At 61.2% G+C, this 25,593-nt stretch carries 28 protein-coding genes; 15 read left to right on the forward strand and 13 right to left on the reverse strand.

Features of this window, described 5'->3' with window-relative positions; translation table 11 throughout:
• Positions 1 to 83 precede the first annotated feature (83 nt).
• Both RSO67_RS22780 and RSO67_RS22785 read left to right on the forward strand, forming a co-directional pair.
• Positions 84 to 701, forward strand: a complete 618-nt coding sequence (locus RSO67_RS22780; RefSeq protein WP_120288488.1) for a LysE family translocator — start codon at positions 84 to 86, stop codon at positions 699 to 701.
• 80 nt (positions 702 to 781) lie between these two features.
• Positions 782 to 1,756 (forward strand): DUF3592 domain-containing protein, encoded by a 975-nt coding sequence (locus tag RSO67_RS22785; RefSeq protein WP_315840689.1) that lies wholly within the window; start codon positions 782 to 784, stop codon positions 1,754 to 1,756.
• A 49-nt stretch (positions 1,757 to 1,805) separates the two neighbouring features.
• Here the strand turns inward: RSO67_RS22785 and RSO67_RS22790 are convergent, their stop codons facing one another.
• Positions 1,806 to 2,609, reverse strand: coding sequence for an N-formylglutamate amidohydrolase (locus tag RSO67_RS22790; RefSeq protein WP_315840690.1), 804 nt, complete (start codon positions 2,607 to 2,609; stop codon positions 1,806 to 1,808).
• Positions 2,610 to 2,738: 129 nt separating this feature from the next.
• Here RSO67_RS22790 and RSO67_RS22795 point away from each other — a divergent pair, with 129 nt between their 5' ends.
• Together RSO67_RS22795 and RSO67_RS22800 are read left to right on the forward strand one after the other, a co-directional pair.
• Positions 2,739 to 3,647 (forward strand): transglutaminase family protein, encoded by a 909-nt coding sequence (locus tag RSO67_RS22795; protein ID WP_315844337.1) that lies wholly within the window; start codon positions 2,739 to 2,741, stop codon positions 3,645 to 3,647.
• Positions 3,648 to 3,655: 8 nt separating this feature from the next.
• On the forward strand, positions 3,656 to 4,051 hold the full coding sequence (locus RSO67_RS22800) for a gamma-glutamylcyclotransferase family protein (RefSeq protein WP_315840691.1): 396 nt from the start codon (positions 3,656 to 3,658) through the stop codon (positions 4,049 to 4,051).
• Here the strand turns inward: RSO67_RS22800 and RSO67_RS22805 are convergent.
• The 3 genes from RSO67_RS22805 to RSO67_RS30535 form a co-directional block, all read right to left on the reverse strand.
• A complete protein-coding gene (locus RSO67_RS22805; RefSeq protein WP_315840692.1) occupies positions 4,048 to 5,265 on the reverse strand; it encodes an MFS transporter in 1,218 nt (405 codons plus the stop codon). The genes RSO67_RS22800 and RSO67_RS22805 overlap by 4 nt on opposite strands.
• A gap of 156 nt (positions 5,266 to 5,421) precedes the next feature.
• Positions 5,422 to 5,826, reverse strand: coding sequence for a BrnA antitoxin family protein (locus RSO67_RS22810; RefSeq protein ID WP_410001909.1), 405 nt, complete (start codon positions 5,824 to 5,826; stop codon positions 5,422 to 5,424).
• Positions 5,726 to 5,935 (reverse strand): BrnT family toxin, encoded by a 210-nt coding sequence (locus RSO67_RS30535; protein ID WP_410001910.1) that lies wholly within the window; start codon positions 5,933 to 5,935, stop codon positions 5,726 to 5,728. Before RSO67_RS30535 ends, RSO67_RS22810 begins: the two co-directional genes overlap by 101 nt.
• Between RSO67_RS30535 and RSO67_RS22815 the strand changes: the two genes are divergently transcribed.
• Positions 5,855 to 6,028 (forward strand): hypothetical protein, encoded by a 174-nt coding sequence (locus tag RSO67_RS22815; RefSeq protein ID WP_315840694.1) that lies wholly within the window; start codon positions 5,855 to 5,857, stop codon positions 6,026 to 6,028. The two genes, RSO67_RS30535 and RSO67_RS22815, sit on opposite strands and share 81 nt — an antisense overlap.
• Positions 6,029 to 6,112: 84 nt before the next feature.
• On the opposite strand, the gene RSO67_RS22820 is transcribed toward RSO67_RS22815, so the two are convergent.
• Positions 6,113 to 6,667, reverse strand: a complete 555-nt coding sequence (locus RSO67_RS22820; protein WP_315840695.1) for a chlorite dismutase family protein — start codon at positions 6,665 to 6,667, stop codon at positions 6,113 to 6,115.
• A 451-nt stretch (positions 6,668 to 7,118) separates the two neighbouring features.
• Here RSO67_RS22820 and dnaG point away from each other — a divergent pair, with 451 nt between their 5' ends.
• From dnaG to RSO67_RS22840, 4 genes are all read left to right on the forward strand, one after another.
• Positions 7,119 to 9,149 carry a DNA primase gene (gene dnaG / locus RSO67_RS22825; RefSeq protein ID WP_315840696.1) on the forward strand — a complete coding sequence of 677 codons (2,031 nt, stop codon included), beginning with the start codon at positions 7,119 to 7,121 and terminating at the stop codon, positions 9,147 to 9,149.
• Positions 9,150 to 9,429: 280 nt separating this feature from the next.
• Positions 9,430 to 11,559: an RNA polymerase sigma factor RpoD gene (rpoD, locus tag RSO67_RS22830; protein ID WP_089262093.1), complete on the forward strand. Its 2,130-nt coding sequence runs from the start codon at positions 9,430 to 9,432 to the stop codon at positions 11,557 to 11,559.
• A 249-nt stretch (positions 11,560 to 11,808) separates the two neighbouring features.
• Positions 11,809 to 12,744: a Ku protein gene (locus RSO67_RS22835; protein ID WP_315840697.1), complete on the forward strand. Its 936-nt coding sequence runs from the start codon at positions 11,809 to 11,811 to the stop codon at positions 12,742 to 12,744.
• Positions 12,741 to 13,088: a hypothetical protein gene (locus RSO67_RS22840; RefSeq protein WP_089262085.1), complete on the forward strand. Its 348-nt coding sequence runs from the start codon at positions 12,741 to 12,743 to the stop codon at positions 13,086 to 13,088. Before RSO67_RS22835 ends, RSO67_RS22840 begins: the two co-directional genes overlap by 4 nt.
• A gap of 259 nt (positions 13,089 to 13,347) precedes the next feature.
• Here RSO67_RS22840 and RSO67_RS22845 read toward each other — a convergent pair whose 3' ends face one another.
• Positions 13,348 to 13,974, reverse strand: coding sequence for a hypothetical protein (locus RSO67_RS22845; protein WP_315840698.1), 627 nt, complete (start codon positions 13,972 to 13,974; stop codon positions 13,348 to 13,350).
• Between the two features lie 175 nt (positions 13,975 to 14,149).
• On the opposite strand from RSO67_RS22845, the gene RSO67_RS22850 reads away from it, so the two are divergent.
• The 3 genes from RSO67_RS22850 (at position 14,150) to RSO67_RS22860 (ending at position 17,171) form a co-directional block, all read left to right on the forward strand.
• Positions 14,150 to 14,557, forward strand: coding sequence for a DUF4345 domain-containing protein (locus RSO67_RS22850; RefSeq protein WP_315840699.1), 408 nt, complete (start codon positions 14,150 to 14,152; stop codon positions 14,555 to 14,557).
• 199 nt (positions 14,558 to 14,756) lie between these two features.
• Positions 14,757 to 16,217, forward strand: a complete 1,461-nt coding sequence (locus RSO67_RS22855) for a hypothetical protein (protein ID WP_315840700.1) — start codon at positions 14,757 to 14,759, stop codon at positions 16,215 to 16,217.
• A 120-nt stretch (positions 16,218 to 16,337) separates the two neighbouring features.
• Positions 16,338 to 17,171, forward strand: coding sequence for a hypothetical protein (locus tag RSO67_RS22860; protein WP_315840701.1), 834 nt, complete (start codon positions 16,338 to 16,340; stop codon positions 17,169 to 17,171).
• Positions 17,172 to 17,194: 23 nt separating this feature from the next.
• On the opposite strand, the gene RSO67_RS22865 is transcribed toward RSO67_RS22860, so the two are convergent.
• Complete coding sequence (locus tag RSO67_RS22865; protein WP_068733419.1) at positions 17,195 to 17,431, reverse strand: hypothetical protein; 237 nt, start codon at positions 17,429 to 17,431, stop codon at positions 17,195 to 17,197.
• A 1,001-nt stretch (positions 17,432 to 18,432) separates the two neighbouring features.
• On the opposite strand from RSO67_RS22865, the gene RSO67_RS22870 reads away from it, so the two are divergent.
• From RSO67_RS22870 to RSO67_RS22880, 3 genes are all read left to right on the forward strand, one after another.
• Positions 18,433 to 19,260: a lytic murein transglycosylase gene (locus RSO67_RS22870; RefSeq protein WP_315840702.1), complete on the forward strand. Its 828-nt coding sequence runs from the start codon at positions 18,433 to 18,435 to the stop codon at positions 19,258 to 19,260.
• Positions 19,261 to 19,546: 286 nt separating this feature from the next.
• Positions 19,547 to 20,776 (forward strand): GGDEF domain-containing protein, encoded by a 1,230-nt coding sequence (locus RSO67_RS22875; RefSeq protein WP_315840703.1) that lies wholly within the window; start codon positions 19,547 to 19,549, stop codon positions 20,774 to 20,776.
• Positions 20,777 to 20,865: 89 nt separating this feature from the next.
• Positions 20,866 to 21,384, forward strand: coding sequence for a DUF4112 domain-containing protein (locus tag RSO67_RS22880; RefSeq protein WP_410001911.1), 519 nt, complete (start codon positions 20,866 to 20,868; stop codon positions 21,382 to 21,384).
• Between the two features lie 38 nt (positions 21,385 to 21,422).
• On the opposite strand, the gene RSO67_RS22885 is transcribed toward RSO67_RS22880, so the two are convergent.
• The 6 genes from RSO67_RS22885 to RSO67_RS22910 all read right to left on the reverse strand — a co-directional run bounded on the left by RSO67_RS22885 (position 21,423) and on the right by RSO67_RS22910 (position 25,506).
• Positions 21,423 to 21,707 (reverse strand): hypothetical protein, encoded by a 285-nt coding sequence (locus RSO67_RS22885; RefSeq protein WP_068733430.1) that lies wholly within the window; start codon positions 21,705 to 21,707, stop codon positions 21,423 to 21,425.
• 246 nt (positions 21,708 to 21,953) lie between these two features.
• Positions 21,954 to 22,334, reverse strand: coding sequence for a hypothetical protein (locus tag RSO67_RS22890; RefSeq protein WP_139285870.1), 381 nt, complete (start codon positions 22,332 to 22,334; stop codon positions 21,954 to 21,956).
• A gap of 165 nt (positions 22,335 to 22,499) precedes the next feature.
• Entirely contained in the window at positions 22,500 to 22,913 is a 414-nt protein-coding gene (gene msrB, locus RSO67_RS22895) for a peptide-methionine (R)-S-oxide reductase MsrB (RefSeq protein WP_315840705.1), read from the reverse strand.
• Positions 22,914 to 22,954: 41 nt separating this feature from the next.
• On the reverse strand, positions 22,955 to 23,671 hold the full coding sequence (gene msrA, locus RSO67_RS22900; protein ID WP_315840706.1) for a peptide-methionine (S)-S-oxide reductase MsrA: 717 nt from the start codon (positions 23,669 to 23,671) through the stop codon (positions 22,955 to 22,957).
• A 216-nt stretch (positions 23,672 to 23,887) separates the two neighbouring features.
• Positions 23,888 to 24,277, reverse strand: coding sequence for a BA14K family protein (locus tag RSO67_RS22905; RefSeq protein WP_315840707.1), 390 nt, complete (start codon positions 24,275 to 24,277; stop codon positions 23,888 to 23,890).
• Between the two features lie 119 nt (positions 24,278 to 24,396).
• Positions 24,397 to 25,506 carry an ATP-dependent RecD-like DNA helicase gene (locus RSO67_RS22910; RefSeq protein ID WP_315840708.1) on the reverse strand — a complete coding sequence of 370 codons (1,110 nt, stop codon included), beginning with the start codon at positions 25,504 to 25,506 and terminating at the stop codon, positions 24,397 to 24,399.
• Positions 25,507 to 25,593: the final 87 nt, after the last annotated feature.

Here is a 25,593-nt window from a genome sequence, read left to right on the forward strand (position 1 = left end):
CACGTCTTAGCCTACAGTGAAGGCGTGGATGGCCGGGACAAGCCCGGCCATGACGTAGATAAAATCGGAATAGGAGCGTGCCTATGTCGCTGCAAGTCTATCTCGCCTTTGTCGCTGCCTGCATCGCGCTTGCGCTGCTGCCCGGCCCGAACGTCACGCTGGTGATCGCCAACGGGCTGCGTTACGGCACGCGCGCGGCGATGATCAGCATTGCGGGCACGCAGGCAGGGCTTGCCGTGGTGATCGGCATCGTTGCGCTTGGGCTTGCAACGCTGATGGCCACCATGGGCTATTGGTTCGACTGGGTGCGCTTTGCCGGCGCTGCCTATCTGGTGTGGCTCGGCATCAAGATGGTCCGCGCGCCGGTGGAGGGCATCGATGCGGATACGCCGCCGGCACCGCCGCGTGGCGGCTTCTTCCTGCAGGGCATGATGGTGCTGCTGAGCAACCCGAAAGTGCTGGTGTTCTTCGGCGCCTTCATTCCGCAATTCGTCGACATGGAGAAGAACCACATCCTGCAGGTCGGAATCCTCGGTGCAACCTTCATGGTGACGGCCGCGCTCACCGATATTGTCTATGCGGTGGCCGCGGGCCGTGCGCGACAGTTCTTCTCGGCGCGGCGGACGCGGCTGCTGTCGCGCATCTCCGGCGGCTTCATGATCGGCGGCGGAGTCTGGCTGGCACTGACACGCGCCCGCTGAATCTTTTGTCGCGCTGAACCTTATCCCGCATCGTCACGTCAAACCTCGGGGCGCGCCGCGCCGTGCCATGAGGTTTCGCCGTGCCCGACATTCCCTGGTTCGTCTATGCCATGCTACTCGCGCCGTTCGGCCTGATTCTGGTTGCCGCCGGCTATAAATATCTACAGGTCCGCGCTGCCAGTGACTGGCCATCGACCTTCGGCAAGGTGATCGTCTCGACCTCCGAAGTGCGAGACGTCAAGGTGCTCGACGATACGCGGGAAGATCGCAAACGCACCGAAAAGCGCAATTTTGCGAATATCGTCTACGAATACACCGTGAGCGGACAGAAGCTCACCAACAACCGCGTCAGCATCGGCGAGGACCGCGGCAATTTCGAAGTCGCGGAAACTATCGCGCGCTATCCGGTCGGCACCGCGGTGATGGTCTACTACAACCCGCGGCATCCGCGCGATGCTGTACTCGATCGCGAGATGCCGAAGGGCATCGGCGGTTGCCTTGGCATCGCCGCCGTCATCGTGCTGGTGATTGTGGTCGGCGGCATCTTTGGCGGCGCCCGCATCAACGAATTCATCGCCGACCATCTTGTCGATCCGAAACGATCGCCGATTGTGACGGCGCTTTGCGGGTTCGGCTTCCTCGTTGCCTTGTTTGGGTTGGCGCTACACCGGCAGGGGTCCCTGGCCAAGAAGTGGCCCGTGGTGCCCGGCATCGTCAAGCTGGGCGCGCCCGAAACCTATGTGAGTCGGGACAGCGACACCGGTCGCAGCGGGCCGGTGATGCAGACCCGGAACGTGCAATACAATTACCGTTTCAAGCACGTCGCATACATCGGGTCCGCTGGGAGCTTGAGCACGAGCAACCCGAACCCACCGCAATGGCAGTTGCGGCTGTTCGGGATGGACTACAAGAACGGTGACGCCGTGAAGGTCTTCGTCAATCCGGACAACCCGTCTGACTCGACGCTGAGCCCCGGTGGTCGCGCGGCCTATTTTCTGTGGGCGGTCGCGTCGGGATTTGTGGTGGTGGCCTATTTCATCGGGACGCACGGCTAGGCACCGCATGCCGCGCATATGCATTGGGCAGCTACGCCGGCATCAGGGCCTAGAGATGCGACGCGCGCGGCGTGATCAGCGTCGCATCGATCTCGCTGAAGATGCGCGTCAGCCGCTCCGCCCATTCGGTCTGGCCGCTGGGGTCGGTGATCAGGTCCTGCCGGATCTCGATGCCGGTATTCATCAACCCGCGTTTCTCGCCATGCACGGGGATCGTGTAGTCGGTCGCATCCGACACAGCATAGGGTTCGTTGTCACCCACCACCAGATCGGCCTCGGCGCGCAGATGATGCAGCAGCAATGGCGGCAGTTTGCTGTCGTGCTGATAGAGCGTGCCGATATGCCAGGGGCGGGGAATGCCGGCATAGACAGGCGTGAAACTGTGCAGCGACACCAGCACTGTCGGCTGGCCGCTCGCCTGCCGTGCATCGATCACCTCGTCGATGCGGTGGTGATACGGATCGAAGATCAGCTCGCGCCGGCGCGCCTTGGCGTCCTGCGTGAGACCGTCATTGCCGGGCACGGTGGTCGCTTCGCTGATCAGCGGAATCGCGCTCACGGCGTCCGGCGGGCGGTTGCAGTCGATGACGAGCCGCGAATAGCGCTGCGCCACGAGATGCGCACCCAGCGCCCGAGCCATCTGCTCGGCGACGCCAGCGATGCCGACATCCCAGGCGATGTGGCGGACGAGCTCGCTCTCGGGGAGGCCAAGATCGCCCAGCATCTCGGGAATCAGCCGGCCGTAGTGATCGCAGGTGAACAGAAAAGGGGATGTACCGGCGGTATTGATCTCCAGAACCGGAGGAACCTCTCCGGGGCCGAGACGTAGGAGTGTGTCTTGATCGCTATCCAAGGCTCTGTCCAACGCTTTTCCCCGATATTGCCTAACGATGCGGCATCCCGACCCGTGATTTCCGGGCCTTCCGTAAAAACTTCTTCCGTATAAATTACACGGGACAAATCACGCATGAACGAACCATTGATGCCCTTGCTCACGATTCATCACAAGACCGAATATCGCTACGCGCATCCCGTCGCGTTCGGCGAACACCGGATCATGCTGCGGCCGCGCGACGGCCATGATCTGCGCATGCTCAACGGCAAGCTCGAGATCACGCCGGAGCCGCTGTCGCTGCGCTGGATCCATGACGTGTTCGGCAATTCGGTGGCGATCGCTACCTTCGACGAGCACGCGCGCAAACTCACTTTCATATCCACCGCGACCATCGAACATCTGCCGTCGGATGAGTTCGCGCTCACGGCGGACGACAAGGCCTATTTCTATCCGTTCCTGTATGACGCCGAGGAACTGCCCGATCTGCAGGAATTCATCCGGCCGCAATATGGCGATCCCGATGGTGAACTGGCGGCATGGGCGCGCGGATTTCTCGACCCGCAGGGTCGCACGCCGACCGTCAATATTCTGACCGGCATGACGCTCGGCATCCGCAAGCAGTTCGCCTATCGCAAGCGCTATGAACACGGCACCCAGCATCCGCTCGATACGCTGCAGACCAAATCCGGCACCTGCCGCGATTTCGCGCTGTTCATGATCGAGGCGCTGCGCCGGCTCGGCATCGCCGCGCGTTTCGTGTCGGGCTATCTGTTCATCCATGGCGACCGCGAGCACAATTATGTGGGCGGCGGCTCCACCCATGCCTGGGTGCAGGTCTATCTGCCGGCCGCGGGCTGGATCGAATTCGATCCGACCAATGGCATCATCGGCAGCAAGGATCTCATTCGCGTCGCGGTCGCGCGCGATCCGCGCCAGGCGGTGCCACTGCACGGCACTTATATGGGCTCGGCCGATGCGTTTCTCGGCATGGATGTGAGCATTAATGTTGTCTCCGCCGGCGACGATGTCGCCGCGGCGCTGGCCGAGAAAGTCTGACTCAAGTCATGCCCGATCGCGTTTTCGTCTACGGCACGCTGATGCGTGGTTTCGATCATCCGATGTCGAAACTGCTGTCGTCCGGTGCGGATTTCCTCGGCGAGGCATCCTGCCGTGGCAGGCTTTATATGATTGCGCATTATCCCGGCCTGCTGCATTCCGACGATGCCAATGACGTCGTTTTCGGCGAGCTGTTTCGGCTACGGAATGTTGACGAGCTGATGGCCGCGTTCGATGACTATGAGAGCGTTGGCCCCGGCCATCCGCAGCCGACACTGTATCTGCGCGAGCGGATACAGGTGACGCTCGCTGATGGCAGCGTGAGCGAAGCCTGGACCTATATCTACAACAAGCCGGTCGATGAGACGAAGCGCATCATGTCCGGTCGTTTCCTGGCGCCTTAACCAGCCTTGCGTCGGCTGGCGACTTCCAGCCCGAACAGCGCCAGCGCAATCAGCGATGCCCCGATGCCGATCAGTGCGATCATCGACGTGCCGCCTGATGCCACCGCAAATCCGCTGAAGCCCGAACCGATCGCGCCGCCGAAGAAGGCGCAAGCGAGAAACAGCGCGTTGAGCCGGCTGCGGATATGCCCGGCGAGGGCGTAGATGGCGCGCTGTCCGGCCACGACATTGCCCTGTGTGCCGGCATCGATCAGGATGCCCGCGATCACGAACAGCGTCACGGCCGTCGCGCCGCCGGTGTGGCCGCCGATCCAGGTCAGCACGAAGCTCACCAGCACGAGCAACATGGCCGTGACGGTCACGAGATCGCCGCGGCCGCGATCGGCGAGGCGTCCCGCAAGCGGCGCCACCAATGCGCCGCCGGCGCCGGACAGCAGGAACGCGGACATTGCGATATGGCCGAACGAGAACGGCGGCTGGTCCAGCACCAGCGGCATCGCCGTCCAGAACAGGCTGAACGAGCCGTAAAGCAGGCATTGATAGGCCGAGCGTTGCTGTAGCACGCGCGTGGTCAACATCAGGTCCCACAGCGAGTGGATCAGCGTCGCATAGGTCAACTCATGCTTCGGTTGCCGGCGCGGCAGCGCGATCACCATCAACACGAATACGCCGCACATCAGCACCGCGGACATCACGAACACGGCGCGCCAGCCGAATGAGCCGGCCACCATGGTGGCCAGTGGCCGCGACAGCAGGATGCCGAACAAGAGCCCGCTCATCACGGTGCCGACGATCTGCCCGCGCCGTTGCTCCGGCGCCAGATGCGCCACCACCGGCAGGATCATCTGCGTGCCGACGGCGGCGACGCCGAGCAGCAAGGTCGAGGCGATGAAGATCGCTGCAGTGGGGGCGGCTGCGGCGATCAGCAAGCTCACGATCAGGCTGCCCAGCGTGATCAGGATCAGCCGTTTGTTCTCGACAAGATCGCCGAGCGGCACCAGGAACAGCAGCCCCAGCACATAGCCGAACATCACCATGGTGAGCATGATGCCGGCCGACGACAGGTCGAGCCCGAAGCTCTCGCTGATCGGTCCCACCAGCGGCTGCGCGTAATAGATATTGGCGACGGTGACGCCGCAGGCGACGGCAAAGGAAAAAATCAGCCAGCCGCCGGGACCGGAGTCGCGGGCGGGATGTTCGGCAGGATGGGACATGCAGGCTTTCAGGCGGGCGGGGCGGTGGGAGAGATATGGCGCATGTGATGCCATGCCAGAAGTGCGGCGTCTTGAATGGGAGCCATGCAGGTTGGATGTTCGGCGCCGGTCCCGCCCTCAGCCGCTCCTATGGAGCGGCGGGGAACGACGGGAGAACTATGTCCGTTTCTTGGTCTTCGGCTTGGCCTTCTGCAGCATGTAAGACCGCAGCACCGCATTCATCCGGCCCTGATATCCATCGCCCTCGCTCTTGAAGAAATCCAGCACGTCCTCGTCGATGCGGATGGAGATGGCCTTCTTCCTGGCGGGCATGACGACGACGCCATCCGACCAGTCGATATCGAGAGGCACGGCGTCGGGATCATTGCGAACCGCTTCTTCGATCTGTTCGTCGGTCAGTGCGTCGAGTGCGGCCCAATCGGTCCTGCCTCGAATAGGTTCGTATCTAGAGACGATCGTATTATTTTCTTCGCTCGTCTTTTCGCGCGCGGCGCGCCGAGATGATGTGGCAGAATGTGCCGCGGATCGTGCACGCGACGGCGACTTCTCGCCCTTCGAGATAGCCGAAGATTTGGTACCTGATTTCGCCATGACGATCCGATCTCCGGACGAAAATGTAGCCATCAAAGATCTGTCGAACGTCAGCAAAGTCGATCTTGTGATCGATCAGATTGCTTTCGCGCTTGGCCGGATTCCAGCCGAACTCGGAAATGCCGACGAACACATGCGCGAGGTTCTCTATCATCGCAAAGTCCCGACTTAGATCAGCATCTATAGGGTGCTGAATGGGGAGTTTGCTACGTAAGAGTTAGATTATCGTCGTATATACGATTGTATATGCGGTTGGTCAAGCCACCTTCACAACCCGCACATCCACCTCGCGTTCCACATAGCTCCACTCTTCCGTCTCGCGCAGGCCGCCGACGAGATCCTCGAATTCCTGCGCGTGTTCCGGCGCATATTCGAACCAGGTGAGGAAGTCGAAGGGCTCGCCGAGATCGCGCGAATGGTAGAGCTGCCGCGCGATGGCGGGCAGGTATTTCAGGCTGTCGGCGATGTGGCGGGATTTGTCCTCGAAGATGCGGCGGCGCTCGTTCTGGGTCATGTCCCACCAGGCGGCGTTCTTCCTGATCGGGATCAGTGCGCCATGGGTTGCCTCAGCTCGGCCGAGCCCGGCCTGCACGGCGACCAGCGCGATCTTCTCGGTCCGCTCGACATAGCGGACATGACTGGCGACGCCGGCGAGGCGCCAGGATGTCTGCGAAGGCAGCAGCGGCAGCGAGATGGCGTCGGCATGGGTGATGGACAGCGCCGCAACGGGTTTGAGCGTCTCGCCTGTGACGGGCGAGATCGAGATCACCTGCCATGCACCGGTATTTCCGCCGCGGAATGTCGTGAACATGGGATATGTGATCGTGGAACCGGGGCGAGTTCAAGCAAATTGAAACAAGCTTGCCACACCTACGTCATTCCGGGGCGTGCGCGGCGACAGCCGCGAGCGAACCTCAGCCATTCCAATTGGAATGGCGGGGTATCTCATCAAAAACTCCGTCCTCATGGTGAGGAGGCGCTCTTGTGCCGTCTCGAACCATGAATGTGGGGTGCGTCTCCAGCGAATGGCCCGCCATCCTTCGAGACGCGCGCAAGAGCGCGCTCCTCAGGATGAGGTCGGAGTGTGGGCACCCAATCCGGTCCGGCCCTGTGAATAGCGGTATCAATAACGGCCAGTTCAAATCTGCTCCCGGAAAACCTATATCCATGGTCGGCTGGGCCAAGGCTCATGGGCCAAGGCCCAAAAGGCTCACATCCGAGCCCGCAACACTTACCTAACCTGATCGCACGATAACGGCCCCATGCGCTTCACGACCCAATTCCTCGACGATCTGCGCGCCCGGCTTCCGGTTTCGGAAGTCGTGAGCAAGCGCGTCAAGTTGAAGAAGGCGGGGCGGGAGTGGAAGGGGCTGTCGCCGTTCCAGCAGGAAAAGTCGCCGTCGTTTTTCGTCAATGACGAGAAGGGGTTTTACCACGACTTCTCGTCAGGCAAGCACGGCGACATCATCAATTTCGTGATGGAGACCGACGGCGCCAGTTTCGTCGAAGCGGTCGAGCGGCTGGCGCAGATGGCGGGTGTGGCGCTGCCGGCGGCGACGCCGGACGCTGCGCGCCATGAGCAGCGCCGCAAGACGCTCTATGACGTCATGGATCTCGCCGCAAAGTTTTTTGCGGAGACGCTGGTGGGGCGCGAAGGCGCCCGTGCGCGCGGCTATCTCGCCGATCGCGGCATCACGCCTGCGGTGCAGCTCCAGTTCCACATGGGCTTTGCATCCGAAGACCGCTTCGCGCTGAAGGAATATCTCGGCGCCGCCGGCGTGCCCGTACCCGACATGGTCGAGGCGGGATTGCTGATCGGCGGCGAAGACATCCCCGTGCCCTATGATCGCTTCCGCGACCGCGTGATGTTTCCGATTTCCGACGTGCGCGGGCGCATCATCGCCTTTGGCGGCCGTGCGCTGAAGAAGGATGCGCCGGCGAAATATCTGAACTCGCCGGAAACGCCGTTGTTTCACAAGGGCGACAATCTCTACAACCTGCCGATGGCGCGGAAGGCCGCGCATGACGGCGCAGCCTTGGTGGTGGTCGAAGGCTATGTCGATGTCATCGCCATGGTCGGCGTCGGCTTCCCCGGCGCGGTGGCGCCGCTCGGCACGGCACTCACCGAGAACCAGCTTCAACTGCTGTGGAAGATGGCTGACGAGCCGATCCTATGTTTCGACGGCGACAAGGCCGGCCAGAAGGCGGCATGGCGCGCGGCGGAGCTGGCGCTGCCGCATCTCAAGCCCGGCAAGAGTTTGCGCTTTGCGCTGCTGCCCGAGGGGCAGGACCCCGATGACCTCGCGCGCTCCGGCGGCCGCGCGGCCATCGAGGACGTGATGGCGGCGGCGGGCACGCTGTCGGATCTGATCTGGGCGCGCGAGATCGCCGGCGGCACCTTCGCGACGCCGGAGCGCCGTGCCGCGCTGGAGGCGCGCATCAACGAATTGTCGAACGGCATCCGCGACGATGTCGTGAAGAAATACTACCGCCAGGACATGACCGAGCGGCTGCAGCGCGCCTTCGGCACCGGCCCAAAAAACTACGGCGGTAACTACGGCGGTAACAACGGCGGCCGCAGCGGCTTCCAGCAGGGCGGCGGAGGCGGCGGTTTTGCCCGTTCTCCGCGCCCGTTCACCCCCGGTCCGGCGGGGCGAATCAGTAGCGGCGGGCGGTTTGGGGCCAATGCCGGACCCCAGACCATCCAGCGCGGGCCCTATCAGGTGGTCAGTCCACAGCTTGCGACCTCGTCGATCATGCGCGGCCAGCGCAGCGCCATCTCCCGGCGCGAGGCGCTGATCGTGCAGTCGCTGATCAACCACCCCTGGCTGCTGCATGACCGGCTGGAAGAGGTGGCCGCGCTGGAACTCGCCCATCCCGAGATGCACCGGCTGCGTGCCGCGATCATCGCGGCCTTTGCCCATGAGCATCATCACGGCGATGAGGCCGAGCAAAGTGAACAAATGCGTTCAGATCTGGTTAAAGCCGGATATTCCGAGCAATTACAACACGTTGAGCAGGCAGTTACCACTCAGGCGGTGTGGGCGGCGCGGCCTGGCGCGGCCCGCGAGGATGTTCTTTCCACCTGGACGCAGCTCGTTGCCTTGCATCGCCAGTGGCACTCATTACTTAGGGAGCTTAAAGACGCGGAGCTTGCTCTGGGCGCAGAAGCGAGCGAAACGAACTACGGCTGGTTGCGCGATGTGAAGGCCCGGTTGGCTGAGGTCGACGGGATCGAGGCGCTGATCGAGGGATTCGGAGAATCCTCGGGGCGGTTCCAGCGCAGTTCGTAAGGCAACTTTGCTGCGGATGGTGCCCGGGCAAACCGCGAAAAGACTCGCCAAACCCATGGTTTGGCTGCAAAAACAGGGTTAATCCGGGCTTAAGGCTCTCCACGTTAAGGGTCTGGGGCTTAAGTAGTGAAAACCGCGAAGACGACGTCGGGGGTGGCGATGGATATGCGCCGCCCTTTGTGCGTCAAGTGGTGACGATGATTGGATCGGGGCGCTTGCGCCCCTGGATTGATAGCGGGGCGGTGACGCCCCCGGCGTGAGCGCGTTTCAGGAGCATTGAATGGCCACCAAGGCAAAGACGCTGCAGACCAAGGACAAGGAAAAAGACGACAAGGCAGCTGACACGCCGGAGAAGGACTCCGCAGACGCGCCGTCACCTTTGCTCGACCTGTCCGACGCTGCCGTCAAGAAGATGATCAAGCAGGCCAAGAAGCGCGGCTTCGTGACCTTCGATCAGCTCAACGACGTCTTGCCCTCTGATACCACCTCTCCTGAACAGATCGAAGACATCATGTCGATGCTCTCCGACATGGGCATCAACGTTTCCGAAAACGAAGACAGCGACGGCGAGGAAGAGAGCAAGGACGAGGACGACGATACCGATAACGAACTCGTCGAAGTCACGCAGAAGGCCGTCACCGAAGTCAAGAAGTCGGAGCCCGGCGAGCGCACCGACGATCCCGTCCGCATGTATCTGCGCGAGATGGGCACCGTCGAACTGCTGTCGCGTGAAGGCGAAATCGCGATCGCGAAGCGCATCGAGGCCGGCCGCGAGGCGATGATCGCAGGCCTCTGCGAAAGCCCGCTGACCTTCCAGGCCATCATCATTTGGCGCGATGAACTCAACGAAGGAAAGATCTTCCTTCGCGACATCATCGATCTCGAAGCGACTTACGCTGGCCCCGACGCCAAGAACAACATGAACCCGGCGCTGATCGCACCGCCCACCGGCGATGGCGAAGCTGTGGCCGAAGGCGCCGAAGCCGTGGCTGCGCCGCCTGCAGCGCCGCCGTCCGCCACCCCGTTCCGTCCGGCTCCGCCGCGTTCGGCGCCTGCTGCGGCTCCCGCCGGCGAAAGCACGTCGGAAGGCGCTGCCGACGGCGACATGGACGACGACGAGTTCGAGAACCAGATGTCGCTCGCCGCCATCGAGGCCGAGCTGAAGCCGAAGGTGGTCGAGACCTTCGACAAGATCGCCGACAGCTACAAGAAGCTGCGCAAGCTGCAGGAACAGGACATAGCGAACCAGCTCGAGAGCGCCTCGCAGGGCCCCTCGCTGTCGCCGTCGCAGGAGCGCAAGTACAAGAAGCTCAAGGACGAGATCATCGTCGAGGTGAAGTCGCTGCGCCTCAACCAGGCGCGTATCGATTCACTCGTCGAGCAGCTCTACGACATCAACAAGCGCCTCGTCTCGTTCGAGGGCCGCCTGCTGCGTCTAGGCGACAGCCACGGCGTCGCGCGCGAGGACTTCCTGCGCAACTATCAGGGCTCGGAGCTCGATCCGCGCTGGCTCAACCGCGTCTCGAAACTCTCGGCCAAGGGCTGGAAGAACTTCGTCGCCATCGAGAAGGACCGCATCAAGGAACTGCGCGGCGAAATCCAGCAGCTCGCGGCCCTCACCGGCCTTGAGATCGGCGAATTCCGCAAGATCGTGCACGGCGTGCAGAAGGGCGAGCGCGAAGCCCGCCAGGCCAAGAAGGAGATGGTGGAAGCCAACCTCCGTCTCGTGATCTCGATCGCCAAGAAGTATACGAACCGCGGCCTGCAGTTCCTGGATCTGATCCAGGAAGGCAATATCGGTCTGATGAAGGCCGTCGATAAGTTCGAATATCGCCGCGGCTACAAGTTCTCGACCTATGCGACCTGGTGGATCCGGCAGGCGATCACGCGTTCGATCGCCGATCAGGCCCGTACCATCCGCATTCCCGTGCACATGATCGAGACGATCAACAAGATCGTGCGCACCTCGCGCCAGATGCTCAACGAGATCGGCCGCGAACCTACTCCTGAGGAACTGGCTGAGAAGCTGGGTATGCCGCTGGAGAAAGTTCGAAAAGTTCTCAAGATTGCCAAGGAGCCGCTCTCGCTCGAAACCCCGGTGGGTGACGAGGAAGACTCGCATCTCGGCGATTTCATCGAGGACAAGAACGCGATCCTGCCCATCGACGCGGCGATCCAGTCCAACCTGCGCGAAACCACCACGCGCGTGCTGGCCTCGCTCACCCCGCGCGAAGAGCGCGTGCTGCGCATGCGCTTCGGCATCGGCATGAACACCGACCACACGCTGGAAGAAGTCGGCCAGCAGTTCTCGGTGACCCGCGAACGTATTCGTCAGATCGAAGCCAAGGCGCTGCGCAAGCTGAAGCACCCGTCGCGGTCGCGCAAGCTGCGCTCGTTCCTGGATAACTAACGGTCGCTGTCGATCGCTCCTTCTGATGATGCCCGGCCTCGCGCCGGGCATTTTCGTGTGTGCGTGCCGTGTATTCACGCGCTCGTTGCCAAGGTATGTGGCAGCAAACATGTTCATGATTTGTTCTTTTCGTCAAGAGGCTTTGTGTCACGCGTGTCCTTCGCCCGCATGGTTCCGGCGCCGGGAACAAATCGGGCGGGTCCCGCTTGAGTCGGGATTGTGTCGCGTCGTGTGAGTTGGAGTATTGCCATGGCCCCGCGTGCCAATTGGAAGGGCTTTTTGCGCCTGTCCCTCGTGAGCTGTCCGGTCGCGCTGTTTCCCGCCACGTCGGATTCCGAGAAGATCAGCTTCAACCAGATCAACCGCAACACCGGCCATCGCATCAAATATCTCAAGGTCGATGCGGATACCGGCGAGGAGGTGGCGGCGGACGACATCATGAAGGGCTTCAAGGTCGATACCGATACCTATGTCGAGGTGTCGAAAGACGAACTCGACAACATCGCGCTGGACTCCACCCGGACCATCGAGATCGACGAATTCGTGCCGAAGGCCGATATCGACCCGCGCTACGCCATCCGTCCCTATTATCTCGTGCCCGACGGCAAGATCGGCCATGACGCCTATGCGGTGATCCGCGAGACCATCCGCGACATGGGCAAGGTGGCCATCGGCCGGCTCGTGCTCACCAATCGCGAGCACATCATCGCGCTGGAGCCGCTGAAGAACGGGCTGATGGGCACGCTGCTGCGCTATCCCTATGAGGTGCGCGACGAGGCCGAGTATTTCGACGACATCCAGGACGTCAAGGTCACCAAGGACATGCTCGATCTGGCGCGGCACATCGTGGAGCAGAAGGCCGCCGAATTCGAGCCCGGCAAATTCGAGGATCGCTACGAGTCCGCGCTGGTCGATCTCGTCAACCAGAAGCGCAGCGGCGTCGCCATCAAGCCGCATGGCAAGGCGCGGCCCGGCACCAATGTGGTCGACCTGATGACCGCTTTGCAGCAGAGCCTCAAGGGCGGCGGCGCCGCGCCGAAGCCGAAGGCGAAGAAGCCGCCGAAGCGCGCCACCGGCCAAAAGGAAATGCTGCTGCCGATCACCGGCAAGAAGGAGCCCGCACCGGCGAAGAAGGCGGCGCGGCCGGTGGCCAAAGGGGTGACCAAGGGCAGGAGGGCGGGATGACGCGCGCCTGGACCCCGTCGCTGGTGCCGGATGCCGGCGAGCAGACCGTCTATCTCGTGCTGGATTGTTTCGACCGCGCCGGCTGCGCCTGGCGCGAGGCCGATGTCGCGGCGACCGATCTCGAAACCGTCATCGCCGATCTGATGTCCGGCCAGTACAACGATCCGCAGCGCGTGATCGCCTTCAACACCGCCGAGCGCTGGGCCGACGACGTGTCGGAAGACGTCGCCCGCGAGATCCGCCGCCGCGCCGACCGCAATTACGAGGACGTCACCTCGTCGCTCGACGACTTCGTCCAGCGCCACGCCGGCCGCGAGCAGCAGCTCACGCTCAGGCTGGCGTGACGAGGGGCCTGACATACTTCTCCACGACGAGCGGCGTGACCGAATAAAAAGGCGGACCGTAAGGTTCGCCTTTTTCATTGTGCGCGCTCCTAACCTCTCCCCGCCATGCGGGGAGAGGTCGACCGGCGAAGCCGGTCGGGTGAGGGGCCGTCTCTAACGCAGCCTCGATCACCACCCTTCGAATCGCGCTCGCTGTGCGCGGGAGCGCGGAGAGGGCGCGCCACAAACGCCGCCGCCTCATTGTCGCGCCCATACCCCGCTAGCGCGTTCTCGCAAGCCGCCCTTCATCCGGTACGATCAGCGCTTCGGGCAGCTCCGTCGGGTCGTATTCGTCCGCCTTGGACATGTCTATGCGCATGGCCGACAGAAAGGCGACTGCAGCTAGCACGATGAGCAGAAGGCCGAATGCGTTTTTCGGGGTGGGATCGGAGAGCAGCGTAATGAGCGCACCGAACAGCAGCAACGCGCCGATCACCACGCGCTCGATCCGGGCCTCCCGCGGTGCCTTTCCGGTCAGGTAACGGACCGACGGAGAGCCATGAGCGACGAGCCGGTTGTGTAGATCGTGTACAAATGCGCGATAGCCCGGTGCCGCTTCGCCGCGTCTGGTGCGCGTCCAATCCGTGACGGTGAGCCGTCGGCCGTCGCCGAACTCGATCCTGCATTTCCGGAACGATCCGAAATCTTCATTGTCTGCTACGAATTGCAGGCGAACGCTGACGACGCCTGTGAGAGCAGCCATTTCCGCTCTGTGCCCCGATATCCAGGCAACGGAATCGTCCGTCAGGCTGACGCCGCGGCCGTCCTCATTGAAGGTGGCGGTCCATTTGTCGGCGAGGAGATAGAGGTCGAAGATCCGCTGTCCCGGAAGCTTTGGCGCGTCCATGCATTCACTCAGCTCAGGCAGCCGGCGATCACCGGCAGCTTTGATACGTCCTCGGCCTTCGCCAGCGGCAAACGCCGCCGCTCCACAGGATCGCTCCGGCACACCCTATGATTGTTCCTGGCCGCGCGCTAGCGTCGGGCATTGCCGTTGCACATTTTCAAAAGGGGACATTGCCATGCCCGCCGAACCGATGCTGCTCAGTCAGCGCGTTGTCCAGGTCTGCCTGTTTCTGGTGGGCGCCATCGCCATCTTCGGCGGCTCGCTGCAGATGTATCTGGGCCAGCCCGAGACCGCGCCGCGGCTCGACAATGTGCATCGCTTCATGGGCGGCATCTATCTGATGTCGGGCGTCATGGGCCTGTGGGCGGCATCGACCATTCGCGAACACAACACGCTGGTCTTCCTGATGGCGGCGACGGTGTTCGTCGGCGGCCTCGGCCGCGTGCTGTCGATTGCGAAGGTCGGCCTGCCCGAACCGCATGCATTGTGGATCACCTATCTCGTGCCGGAGCTGGTGCTCCCGTGGATTATCATCGCGGCGCAGGTGATGACGAACAGGCAGATGGCGGGCGGGGCGGGGTGAGGGCGGCGTAGGGTGGGGTAGCCGAAGGCATAACCCGCCGCATGTCAGGTGGTGGATTACGCTGCACTAATCCGCCCTACGCTTGCTGCGTGCGCAACGGATGAGATCAGGAAGTCACCATTAGAATTATCTCTCCGACTGTGAAGTGCGGATAGGTGATATTTGGACGGCAATTGAGAACTGATATTGGCGGCTACTGATGAATATATCCCGACATGTCGATGGCTTTAGTGTCGAGCCTCTTGAGGATGGAAACATCTCATTCAAGTTCTTGAACGGCGATTTGGAAGTTGGCTCCGGCACTTTGTCGCCTGCACAAGTAACAGAAATTGTAGGTGGGCTCTTGGGGGCAGCGGCTGGCGCCTTTCAGTTGGCTGCAAAATCTCCTGAGGCTGCCCGAAACGTCGCTCCCTACCCAGTAAATGCTACCAATTTTGGTGTCGGGACTACGAAGGTCAGAGGGCGCTTAGCTCTTGTCGTGAATGCGGGAGACGCCTCGCTTGCATTTGCAATAGATCAATCCAAATTCAGAAGTCTTGCACGAGCGTTTATCGAAGCATTCTATCGATCTGGCCCTAAGAATAGCCTGCGTAAGCTGCTAGTCGATGCTCTGAAAGACGCTGCTGCAGATTTCCAAGGCTTGGCGACAATGTGCTTTCGTCGGCTTGGTAGTCTGCTCCGCTCGTTTGGCTCGTCATTTTTGCAATGGGTATCGGGGCGGTCTCTAAGAGTATTTCAAGAAGTCTCAATTGTGCCCGAAGCTGGTCTTCCCAAATATGATTCGGTTGGTGAATGCATATATTGTGGGACTGCTATCTATTCTAACAAACCAGAGTTGCGCTCGCGACCGCTAGGTGCGGAACATGTTATTGCAGAAGGATTGGGCGGAAAGCTTGAGCTGCCGGAAGCGAGTTGCCAGTCTTGTGAAGATATTACGGGACGTCTCGTGGAAGGGGATGTCCTGCTTCGTACGTTGAAGTCGCTACGGTTACACTTGCAGATTCGCGGTAAACGAAAAAGTTCTCGACCTAGCACTTTGCCGCTCACTGTTCAGAAGAATGGCACTGACCATATCATTCAGATGCCTGTCGAAGACTATCCTGTCATCTTCAATATGCCTGTCTACGGGCCTCCCGGCATATTTGCCGGAGGCCAGGGAGGAAATCAGATGACGAGTGGATTTTCGGTGGTCGTGCTCAATTACGATCAGGCTGCATTGAAGGGAAAGTATGGAATCTCATCTTTTTCTTCGCCTGTTTGGGACACTCACATGCTTTTTAGGATGCTTGGGAAAATAGGGCATTCTTTCGCTGTTGCCGAGGTTGGATTGAGAAGCTTCAAACCCCTGCTACAGGAAATGATAGTTTCAGGCGATGCGAGCGTCTTCAATCACATTGGAGGCGAACCGGATATTGCGTTGCCATCTACTGCTCTTCACGAACTGCGGATAGGATACCAGCGAGCTAATAGGAAGGACTATTTGGTCGCGTCCATAAGGCTATTTGCGCAACAATCTGGGCCGACGTACTACGTGGTTGTCGGGGAAGCATTGGAGGGTGGGTTGAGTAAGCTCGCTAGGGTTGGCGCTTGGAACATCAGTCGAATAGCAAACATTCTTGCGCGACCGTTTAGAGTTCTGAAACTCAACAGGAAGCGTTGACTAGATTTTTTGATACCATCTCTGAGGAGTTCTATAGGGCTGTAGGGTGGTTAGCGAAGCGCAGCCCGCTGCTAACCGCTCTACGCTTGCTGCCTCTATCCCGCCGACGAATCGTTTCGTGTGAATGGTCTTGTTGATGATGGACGCGTGATGTCGGATCAAAAGCCAAAGATTAATCTCGAAATAAATCAAAACAGAATGGCTCAGATTATTGGGGCCGCTGTGGTTCAGAGTACAGAAGTTGTTGGTCTGCACTTCGAGGCACTTAAGACATTCGATTTAAGCCAACCCCCACCCTCCGATGCAACATTTTATCGCTTCAATACGCCAAACTTAAATGCTGATCAGAGGCGACAGATTCACGAAAGCTGGATTCTCGCCAAAGCTTTTCAGGAATTGCTGCGTGCTGTACGCCACGCACTTGAAGAAGCGCACTTGCTGGTCGCTCTTCTAACCAAAGCTCATACGGTTAGGTCCAGCGAGACACTATCGGTTTTTCTGAAGCCGTTTCAGCGGAAAGCGGCCGGATTGCCCTTTTGGAAGTTGATGGAAGATGTAAATGAATGTTTGGTCCCAAAACTTGATTTTGCGGACTCATACAAATCACTACAAGCCGCGCGCAATTGCTTGGAACATCGAGCCGGTGTGATCACTAATGTTGAAACAAAAGGAGCGTCGTCGTTTGAGCTCCAAACCCCGCGAATGAAAGTGTTTTATCTTCGCGGTTCAACGGAGGTCGAAATAGTGATCGGCGAAGCGATCGACTCTCAAGATGATCGAAGCGAGGTCGACGTGTTCGCAAAGCTGCAAACACGGTCACGCTCCATACCTTTGGGCGAGAGGTTGAGCTTCAACTTAGCTGAATTCAACGAAGTGGCTTTCGCTTGCAATTATTTGGGACAGCAACTCTCCGCCCGATTGCCACGACCTATAACTCAAATCGAAGCGGAGTGAAGGTTGTCGTACTGCGGTAGTCGCTACTTCTTCTTCGCGCCCACGCGCTCGACGCTCTTGATCTCCAGCGCCGGACGGCCGGACTTCTCGGCGATCTCGCGGTCCTGCTCGGCGATGGCGGCTTTGGCCGGCTCATCGCCGTCGAGGCCGCCCAGCAATTCGGAGGGCACGCGGCGGTTGGAGCGCTGCGAGCCGTCTTCATAGAAGACGTTGAAGAAGGCGAATTCGCCTTTGGGATTGGTACCGGGTTTCTTGGCCATGGCGGTTAAGTGGGCGATGGCGCGGCCGAAGTCAAAGCCTCATCGCGCAAAGCGTGCATGCATCTGTGGGCAAAAGCGGGCAGGGGTTACCGGCGGAACGCGCCGCCCAGCTCGCGTCCAAAAGTTCACGATTTGTTCTTGACGTTTCAGAAATAAGGATTATTATCCGATCCGTCCTGCCCCACCGAGAGGGGCGATCGCGATCGTCACGTTCGCGGGGCAGGATGCGGTGGACGCCGGAGATGCGGCGTCACGCGGTTCATGGGTGACGTCTGTCTTCGGGCAGGACGGATCTGCGCCAGCACTGCCACTGGCAAGGAGACGGCCGGCCTTGGGATGGAAAGACCCCTGGACAGTGTGACGGACGACCAAGTCAAAACGCGTCCGGCTTACTCGCTTGAGGCACCCTGTCCCATTCGCCTTGGGACTGTAATTTTGGTGATCGGATCGTTCGCCATGGCAACGCGCAAGCAGGCTGAAAAAACACCGCAGGCGGAACGCCGGGCACTTCGCCCAGCGCGTCCGAAAGTCCTGATGCACTCTTACTTGCGGAAGACCGCATGGCATCAGGCCCAAGGGTGCAACGGGCACCCGGCGTTCCGCACGCCCTCTTTCAGGAGGGTGGGAATGCGAAACACGACGGCGCCCCCGCGCCGCAAACAATGGGGGCGATGACGCATGTCTGAAGAGCGGTGGCTGTTTGACATTCACCTCAGCAATGGCGCGCAGGCGGGCGCGATATCCCTCCCTCAAGCAGCGAAGCTGCGCAGTGGGGAGGGTCGGCCGAACGAGGACGAAGCGAAGCTTCGTTCGAAGTGGAGGCCGGGGTGGGGTGCCTCCGCACACTCCGAGCTTATTGCATCACCCCACCCGTCTGGCCTTCGGCCAGCCACCCTCCCCACTGCGCGGCTTCGCCGCTTGAGGGAGGGAGAAGAGAGGCGCCGTTGTTCGGACACACCGGTCATGCCACACTCCGGTATCGCCAACCCAGCAGGTTTTTCATGATCAATCGTATCTCCGCCATTGCCATTGCCGCTGTGTCCTTTGCCTCGGTTGCGCTGACGGCCACGTCCTCGCAGGCCGCCAAATGCGGCGGCGATTTCCAGAGCTTCATTGCGCAGATGTCGCAGGAGGCAGCCGCCGCCGGCGTGTCGCAGGGCGTGATTGCGCAGGCCTTTGCGGGCGTGACGCAGGACCCCGCGGTGCTGTCGTTCGATCGCCGCCAGCGTGGCACCTTCAACAAGAGTTTCGAGCAATATGTCTCGACCCGCGTCGGCCAGGGCCGCATCTCCATGGGCCTGCAGATGATGCAGCGCCACGCCTCGCTGCTGTCGCGCATCGAGCAGCGCTTCGGCGTGCCGCCTGAAATCGTGGTGGCGATCTGGGGCCTTGAGTCGGATTTCGGCAAGGGTGACATCGGCAAGATGCCGGTGATCCGCACGCTCTCCACCATGGCGCATGACTGCCGCCGCACCGAGCTGTTTCAGGGCGAGCTGATCGCAGCGCTGAAGATCCTGCAGCGCGGCGACCTGCCGCAGCGCGACCTGATCGGCGCCTATGCCGGCGAGCTCGGCCAGACGCAATTTCTGCCGTCGAGCTACATCAAATACGGCGTCGATTTCGACGGCAACGGCCATGTGGATCTCAGGCATTCGGTGCCGGACGTGCTGGCCTCGACCGCGAACCTCCTGAAGACCGCGGGCTTCAGGGGCGGCCAGCCTTACGGCGAGGGCACGGCGAATTTCGAGGCGATGCGCGAGTGGAACAGGGCCACGATCTATCGCAAGACCATCGGCTATTTCGCCGATCGCCTCGCGGCCGGCCGATAGGTCAGGGAGCGATAGCCGAAGGAGCTGAGTGAGGCGCGCGCGGCATTAAGCTTTCGTCAGGCCGTGCGCCCGCTGGGCGAACTTGGAGAACCCCGATGGTGAAAGTCGGATTAACTCATTCCCTTTCACTCTTTCAAAACCACACTGGGGATTATCCGCCGCGAGTCAGATTCCGTTAAGCGTCGCCGACGCATTTTACCACCTGCTGGGAACGAGTGGTGAGAGCGATGACGGGGATCGACAGCAGCGCGCAGGGGCGCAGCGCACAACGTGGCGGGTGCCGCCGATGTTGAATGTCGGCACGCTGTTCACGGTGTTCACCGTCAATTTTCTGGCCCTCGGCGTGGTCTGGGCCTATGTGGCCACCAGCTATCCCAATTTGCACGCGGCGCGTTACTGGACCGCAGCCGCGCTCACCGCAGCATTTGGCACCGCCGTCTCGGTGCTGCGCGGCACCGATGTCGATCCGCTGATCCCCATCGTGCTGGGCGGTGGTCTTTTGCTATTTGCCACCAGTCTCGCCACCATCGGCATGCACCAGTTCTATGGCCGCCCGGCAGGATGGCGCCCGCAAGTGGCGATCGTCGGCGCCAGCATGGCCGGACTGCTGCTGTTCACGCTGTGGCACGACAATATGGCCGTGCGCGTGCTGATCTATTCCGGTGGCCAGTCGATCACCGTTGCCATGACCGTGCCGCTGCTGTTGTCGCGCAAGGATGGCGGCGGCAATGCCGGCGCGCGTCTCGCCGGCTGGCTCGCCATCGCGCTCGTCGTGGTGCATGCGGTTCGCTCGGCGGCCGCTCTGGCGAATATCGGCGGCGGCATGACCTTCGCCAATTTCAACAATGTCCAGGCCATGATGGTGCTGGTGCTGGTGTTCCTCGCGATGTCATGGAATTTCGGATTCCTGCTGATGGCCATCGACCGCCTGCGCGGCGAAGTCGCCGAACTCGCGCTGGTCGACGATCTCACCGGTGTCGCCAATCGCCGCCATCTGGTGCAGCGCATCACCGAGGAATGCGCGCTGGCGCGCCGCACGCAAAAGCCGTTCGCGCTGCTGGCGATCGATCTCGATGGCTTCAAGGAGATCAATGACGGCCACGGCCACGCGGCCGGCGACGATTGCCTGCGTCACTTCACGCTGATGACCCAGAGCAAACTCCGCCCCGGCGATCTGCTCGCGCGTTCCGGCGGCGATGAGTTCAGCATTATCCTGCCGGCGACGACGCTGCATGAAGCGGCAGGCATCGCGCGCCGTATTCTCGATGTGTGCCGCATCGACGCCGCGGCCTGTGCGCCCGGCGAGATTCCGATTGCGGCGTCCATCGGCGTTGCGCAGTGGCATCCGCAGGTCGGGCAGTATCCGGAGCGGCTGATCGCGGCTGCGGACCAGGCGCTCTATGCCGCCAAGAACGACGGCAAGAACCGCTTCGCCCTATGCGATCTCGAAGCGCCTTCGATGGTGCCGGATCTCAACATGGACGAAGCCATCGACCGCGCCCGCAAGCTGGCCTGATCGTCCAGGAACCTCAGCGATCGCACCGGGCAGGGCGCGACGCGATGCCGCTTGCAGATTGTGTGTGCGGCCCCCATGTCACGACCATGATGAGCACAGGTCAATCAACCACTTACGACGCGAGGGGCCCGCGCAAAGCGGCGTCCACGCATGGTCCGATCATCGATCAGGATGGTTTTGAGGTTCGGCCCGAGCAAGTTCGGCCGGATGTGCAGGGCTTTCGGTTCGACTTCGGAGCGGGCGCCAATCCGTTTGCCAATCTCACGCGCGAGCAACGGCTGGCGCGGCTGGATGCGCTGGCGAAACTGCTCGACGTCGCCTTCATCGTACCCGGCACCAAGATCCGCTATGGCATCGATGGTCTGATCGGTTTGATTCCGATCGTGGGCGACATCATCACCACGGCGATCTCGCTATGGGTGGTGCGCGAGGCACGGGCGCTCGGTGCGCCATGGCATCTGACGGCGCGCATGCTGGGCAATGTTGCGGTGGACGGTGCTGTCGGCATCGTGCCGTTTATCGGCGATGCGTTCGACGTGATGTTCCGGGCCAATGTCCGCAACGTCAGAATGCTGCGCAAGTGGCTCGAAAAACAGCCCAGACTCTAGTTCAGAGTCCGGGCTGCAATCGTCTCAATTCGTAAAGCTCAAGCTGCGTCGGCGTCGTCGGTCGCAGGCTCTTCAGCGCGCACGCGGCGCTCGAGCGGGAAGTCCTGGCTCTCATAGAGCGAGCGAATGCCGCTCTGGTCGAAACGGGCTTCCTCGACCTGCAGATAGGCGCCGTTCAGCGAGTCAGCCGGCAGCTCCTCGATCGCGAACTGGACAGCGGCGGCGGCCGTATCGAAACGACGATAGGCGAAACCGGCACGTTTTTTCTTGCGGATCGCGGCGGGGAAGAGTTCGGCTGCGGTGTTGTAGCTGAAAGCTGCCATGGTCGGGGACCTCATCTGAATACGCAACGAAACGACGCTTCATTCGCAATGCAGCCGATCCGGCGGCGCGCGGAACATCATTTCAGGACAGACCCCAATATAAGCACGTTTTGGCCGATTGCGACACCTGCGATACAGCATGATGAATCGCAGTGCGCGGACGGTATTGCCGTAATAGCTTTGTGATTTAAAGAGCTTAGCGCGCGCCCAAGGCATGGGCAGCGGCGCGCGCAGCGCAATATTTGCCTATTGTCCGGTCACATCCGGCAGCGGCACGATTTTCAGGGGGGTCGTATAGGGCTCGACCCGCAGCGCCTCAGTCGACATAAGGCCCACCTGCCGCAAAGGCGCCTGCTCCAGCGCCCCCGCCTCAGCCTTGCGCACGGCGTATTGCCAGGCCGTCAGCGTACCCTTTTGGACCAGATGCTTGGCGACGCCGCCGGCGTTCTTGGCTTCGAAAGTGGAGAGCTGATCATCGTTAATGCCGATGATGATCTCGTCCTTGGCCGTGATCACCTTGAACAGCGACACCTTGTCGGTTGCTAGTGCGGGGTGGGACACCAAGCTTTCGAGAATGAGACCCGCAAGGGCAATGCCGAGCAACAAACGATTTGAACGGGTAGACATCTTGGTACTTTCTTATTCTTCTTCGCGAACGTGCATGCCGCTGAGGCATGTTCAAGTAACAGGCAATGGGCGAAGCCGCCTACGGACAAGTATTGGACAGAAATGCCCCGCGAGACTTCGATGAGTCGCACGGGGCATGGAAACAGTTCGATACGGGATACGTATTTATTTAGGCTGAAGTTTCAAGGCCGCAGAGTTGATGCAGTATCGCAATCCCGTGGGTCCGGGGCCGTCGTCGAACACATGTCCGAGATGACCATTGCACTTGGAGCACAGTACTTCCGTGCGGATCATGCCGTGGGTCACATCGCGTTCTTCGTCGATATGACTTTCTCGTGAGGGCTGCGTGAAGCTCGGCCAGCCGCAGCCGGAATCGAACTTGGCGTCGGACTCGAACAGCGTCTGGCCGCAGCCGGCGCAGACGAAGGTGCCCGGCGTATGGTCATGTTCGTACTCGCCGGTGAACGGACGCTCCGTCGCCTTTTCGCGCAGTACCGCATACTGCATCGGGGTCAGTTCGCGGCGCCATTCGGCTTCGCTCTTTTCGACCTTGCCGGGTGTCGTGTTGGTATCGGTCATTCTTTCTCCTTCCCGATCGGCCGTGGCTGCGAGCGCTCAGGTCAATTTGTGACCTTCGACGCGCTCACCAGCGTCGGCTTTTCGATATAGTTCTGGGCAAAGATCTTCTTCAGGTTCTCGACCTTCGGAATATCGTTATAGGCAATATAGGGCTGGTTCGGGTGCAGCGTCAGGTAGTCCTGATGATAAGCCTCCGCCGGATAGAAGGCTTCGAGCATGCCGAGCTTGGTGACGATCGGCTTCTTGTAGACCTTCGCGGCATTGAGCTGAGCGATATAGGCTTCCGCCACTTTCTTCTGCTCCGGCGTCGTCGCGAAAATTTCCGACCGATATTGCGTGCCCGAATCCGGGCCCTGGCGATTCAGCTGGGTCGGGTCATGCGCCACCGAGAAATAGATCTGCAGGATCTTGCCGTAGCTGATTTTCGCCGGGTCGTATTTGATCTCGACCGCTTCGGCGTGTCCGGTCGAGCCGGTGCTCACCGCGGTGTAGTTGGCCGAGCTCTTGGAGCCGCCAGCATAGCCGGATACAGCGTTAACGACGCCCGCAGTGTGCTGGAATACGCCCTGGACGCCCCAGAAGCACCCACCCGCAATCACCGCAGTCTGAATGCCGGTCGCGGCCGGCGTATCCGCTGCGGGTGCGGGAATGATGACAGCCTCTTCCGCGGCAAAAGTAGGAGCCACGAGGGCGGTCGAAATCGCCAATGCGCCGGCAAAGGCGCAGAGCGAGAGGCGGCTGAACAGGGAGCGGCGCATAGCAGGTCCTCTTGGATGATCGATGGCCGGATATCGGCAGTCTAGACCGGAGCCCGCGGTTCGCAATCGGCATTTCCGGTGGGCACATCCGAGATACGGAAGAGGGTGCCGGTTGTTACGCGATGCCGCACACGAATTCGTGAGGATCTGACAAAGGCACGAAAAAGCCGCGGGACGTGAGTCTCGCGGCTTTTGTTTGGGGACGGCGCTGTCCGCCTATGGGCAAGGATAACGGTTGCCATCGTTGTTCAGATAAGTGCCTGACGCGGGATCGTAGGAGCGATAGCGCTGCGAGCAATAGGCTGCGTTCTGCTGGGCCGCCGCGTTGGCCTGGCTGGCAGCAATCGCGCCGCCGATGATGGCGCCCGCTGCGAGGCCGCCGACGACGGCGCCAGCGCTGGGTCCGCGGCGATAGTAGCCAGGACCGTAGCCGTAGCGTGGGCCATAACCGTAGCGGCGATAATACTGCACGTTCTCGGTGGCCGACGGTACGGCACTGGCGAGGCTGGGCTGACTAACCAGTGGCGCTGATGTTGCCGGCGCCGAAAACGCCAGCGCACTCGCACCGATCATCGTGGCCATCGTCAGGATTTTTGCGGGATGCATATCGAGCTCCTTATTATGCGTAAGAGGCCGAAACGTTCGGGCGGGCATCGTGTTCCACGAGGCCTGGTGAGCCGAGACGCGTCAGATCAGCGCATGCGATTGATTGCAAAATACGCGCGTTAAACCACGATGCTCAAGCGCTTTGCGGCGCGGGTGATGCCCGTGTAGAGCCAGCGGGCGCGGCTCTCCTGAAATGCAAAGCTCTCGTCGAACAGGACGACATCATCCCACTGCGAGCCCTGGCTCTTGTGCACGGTCAGCACGTAGCCGTAGTCGAATTCGTCGTAAGGCTTGCGCTGTTCCCATGGCAGCGTCTCAACACCGCCGGAGAAACAGTCTGCGCGTACCGAGACCTTGGTGACCTTGCCGCCAAAATCCTCATCCGGGGAAATTCGCATGGTGATGATCTGCGATTTCGAGGCGGCGCGCGCCTTCACCCGCCACAGACCGCCGTTGAACAGCACCTTTTTGCGGTTGTTGCGCAGGCAGACCAGCTTGTCATTGGCCACCGGCAACAGGTCCTCAATGCCAAGTTTCTGCCGCACACGCATATTGTAGGCGCGCCGCGTATTGTTGCGGCCGACCAGTACCTGATCGGCGGCCATCACGCGGTCCGGATCGAGTGCCTTGCGCGACACGATTTCGCTCAGGCCGTATTGCCCGGGCTGCAGCGAGCGTCCCTCGCGCACGTCCATCGACATGCGCACGATCGGATCGTGTTCGGCCTGACGATGCACTTCGGTCAGCATCACGTCGGGCTCGGTCTCGGTGAAGAAGCCACCGCCCTGGATCGGCGGCAACTGCGCGGGGTCGCCCAGCACCAGCAAAGGGCAGTCGAAGGACAGGAGATCGCGGCCGAGTTCGGCGTCCACCATGGAGCATTCGTCAATAACGATCAGCTTGGCCTTCGACGCCGGCGCGTCGTCCCACAGTTCGAAATTCGGCTGCTCCTCGCCGCTCTCGCGGGCGCGATAGATCAGCGAGTGAATCGTGGATGCGCCGTCGCAGCCCTTGTTGCGCATCACCAGCGCGGCCTTGCCGGTAAAGGCCGCGAATTTCACCTCGCCATCGACATTGTCGGCGACGTGCCGCGCCAATGTCGTCTTGCCGGTACCGGCAAAGCCGAACAGCCGGAACACCTGCGGTGTGCCGTTGCGGCCTGGCTTTGCCTTCAGCCAGTCGTCGACGGCTTTCAGCGCGGCATCCTGATGCGGGGTAAAGGTCGACATTGCGTCTCTGGAAAGCGGTGCACGGCCATTTTGCCGCGACTCAGCGGGGAAAGCTAACCATTCAGGCGTCTGACGCAAGCCGGAGAC

Origin of the sequence: Tardiphaga sp. 709 (assembly GCF_032401055.1) — a bacterium.
Taxonomy (GTDB): Bacteria; Pseudomonadota; Alphaproteobacteria; order Rhizobiales; family Xanthobacteraceae; genus Tardiphaga.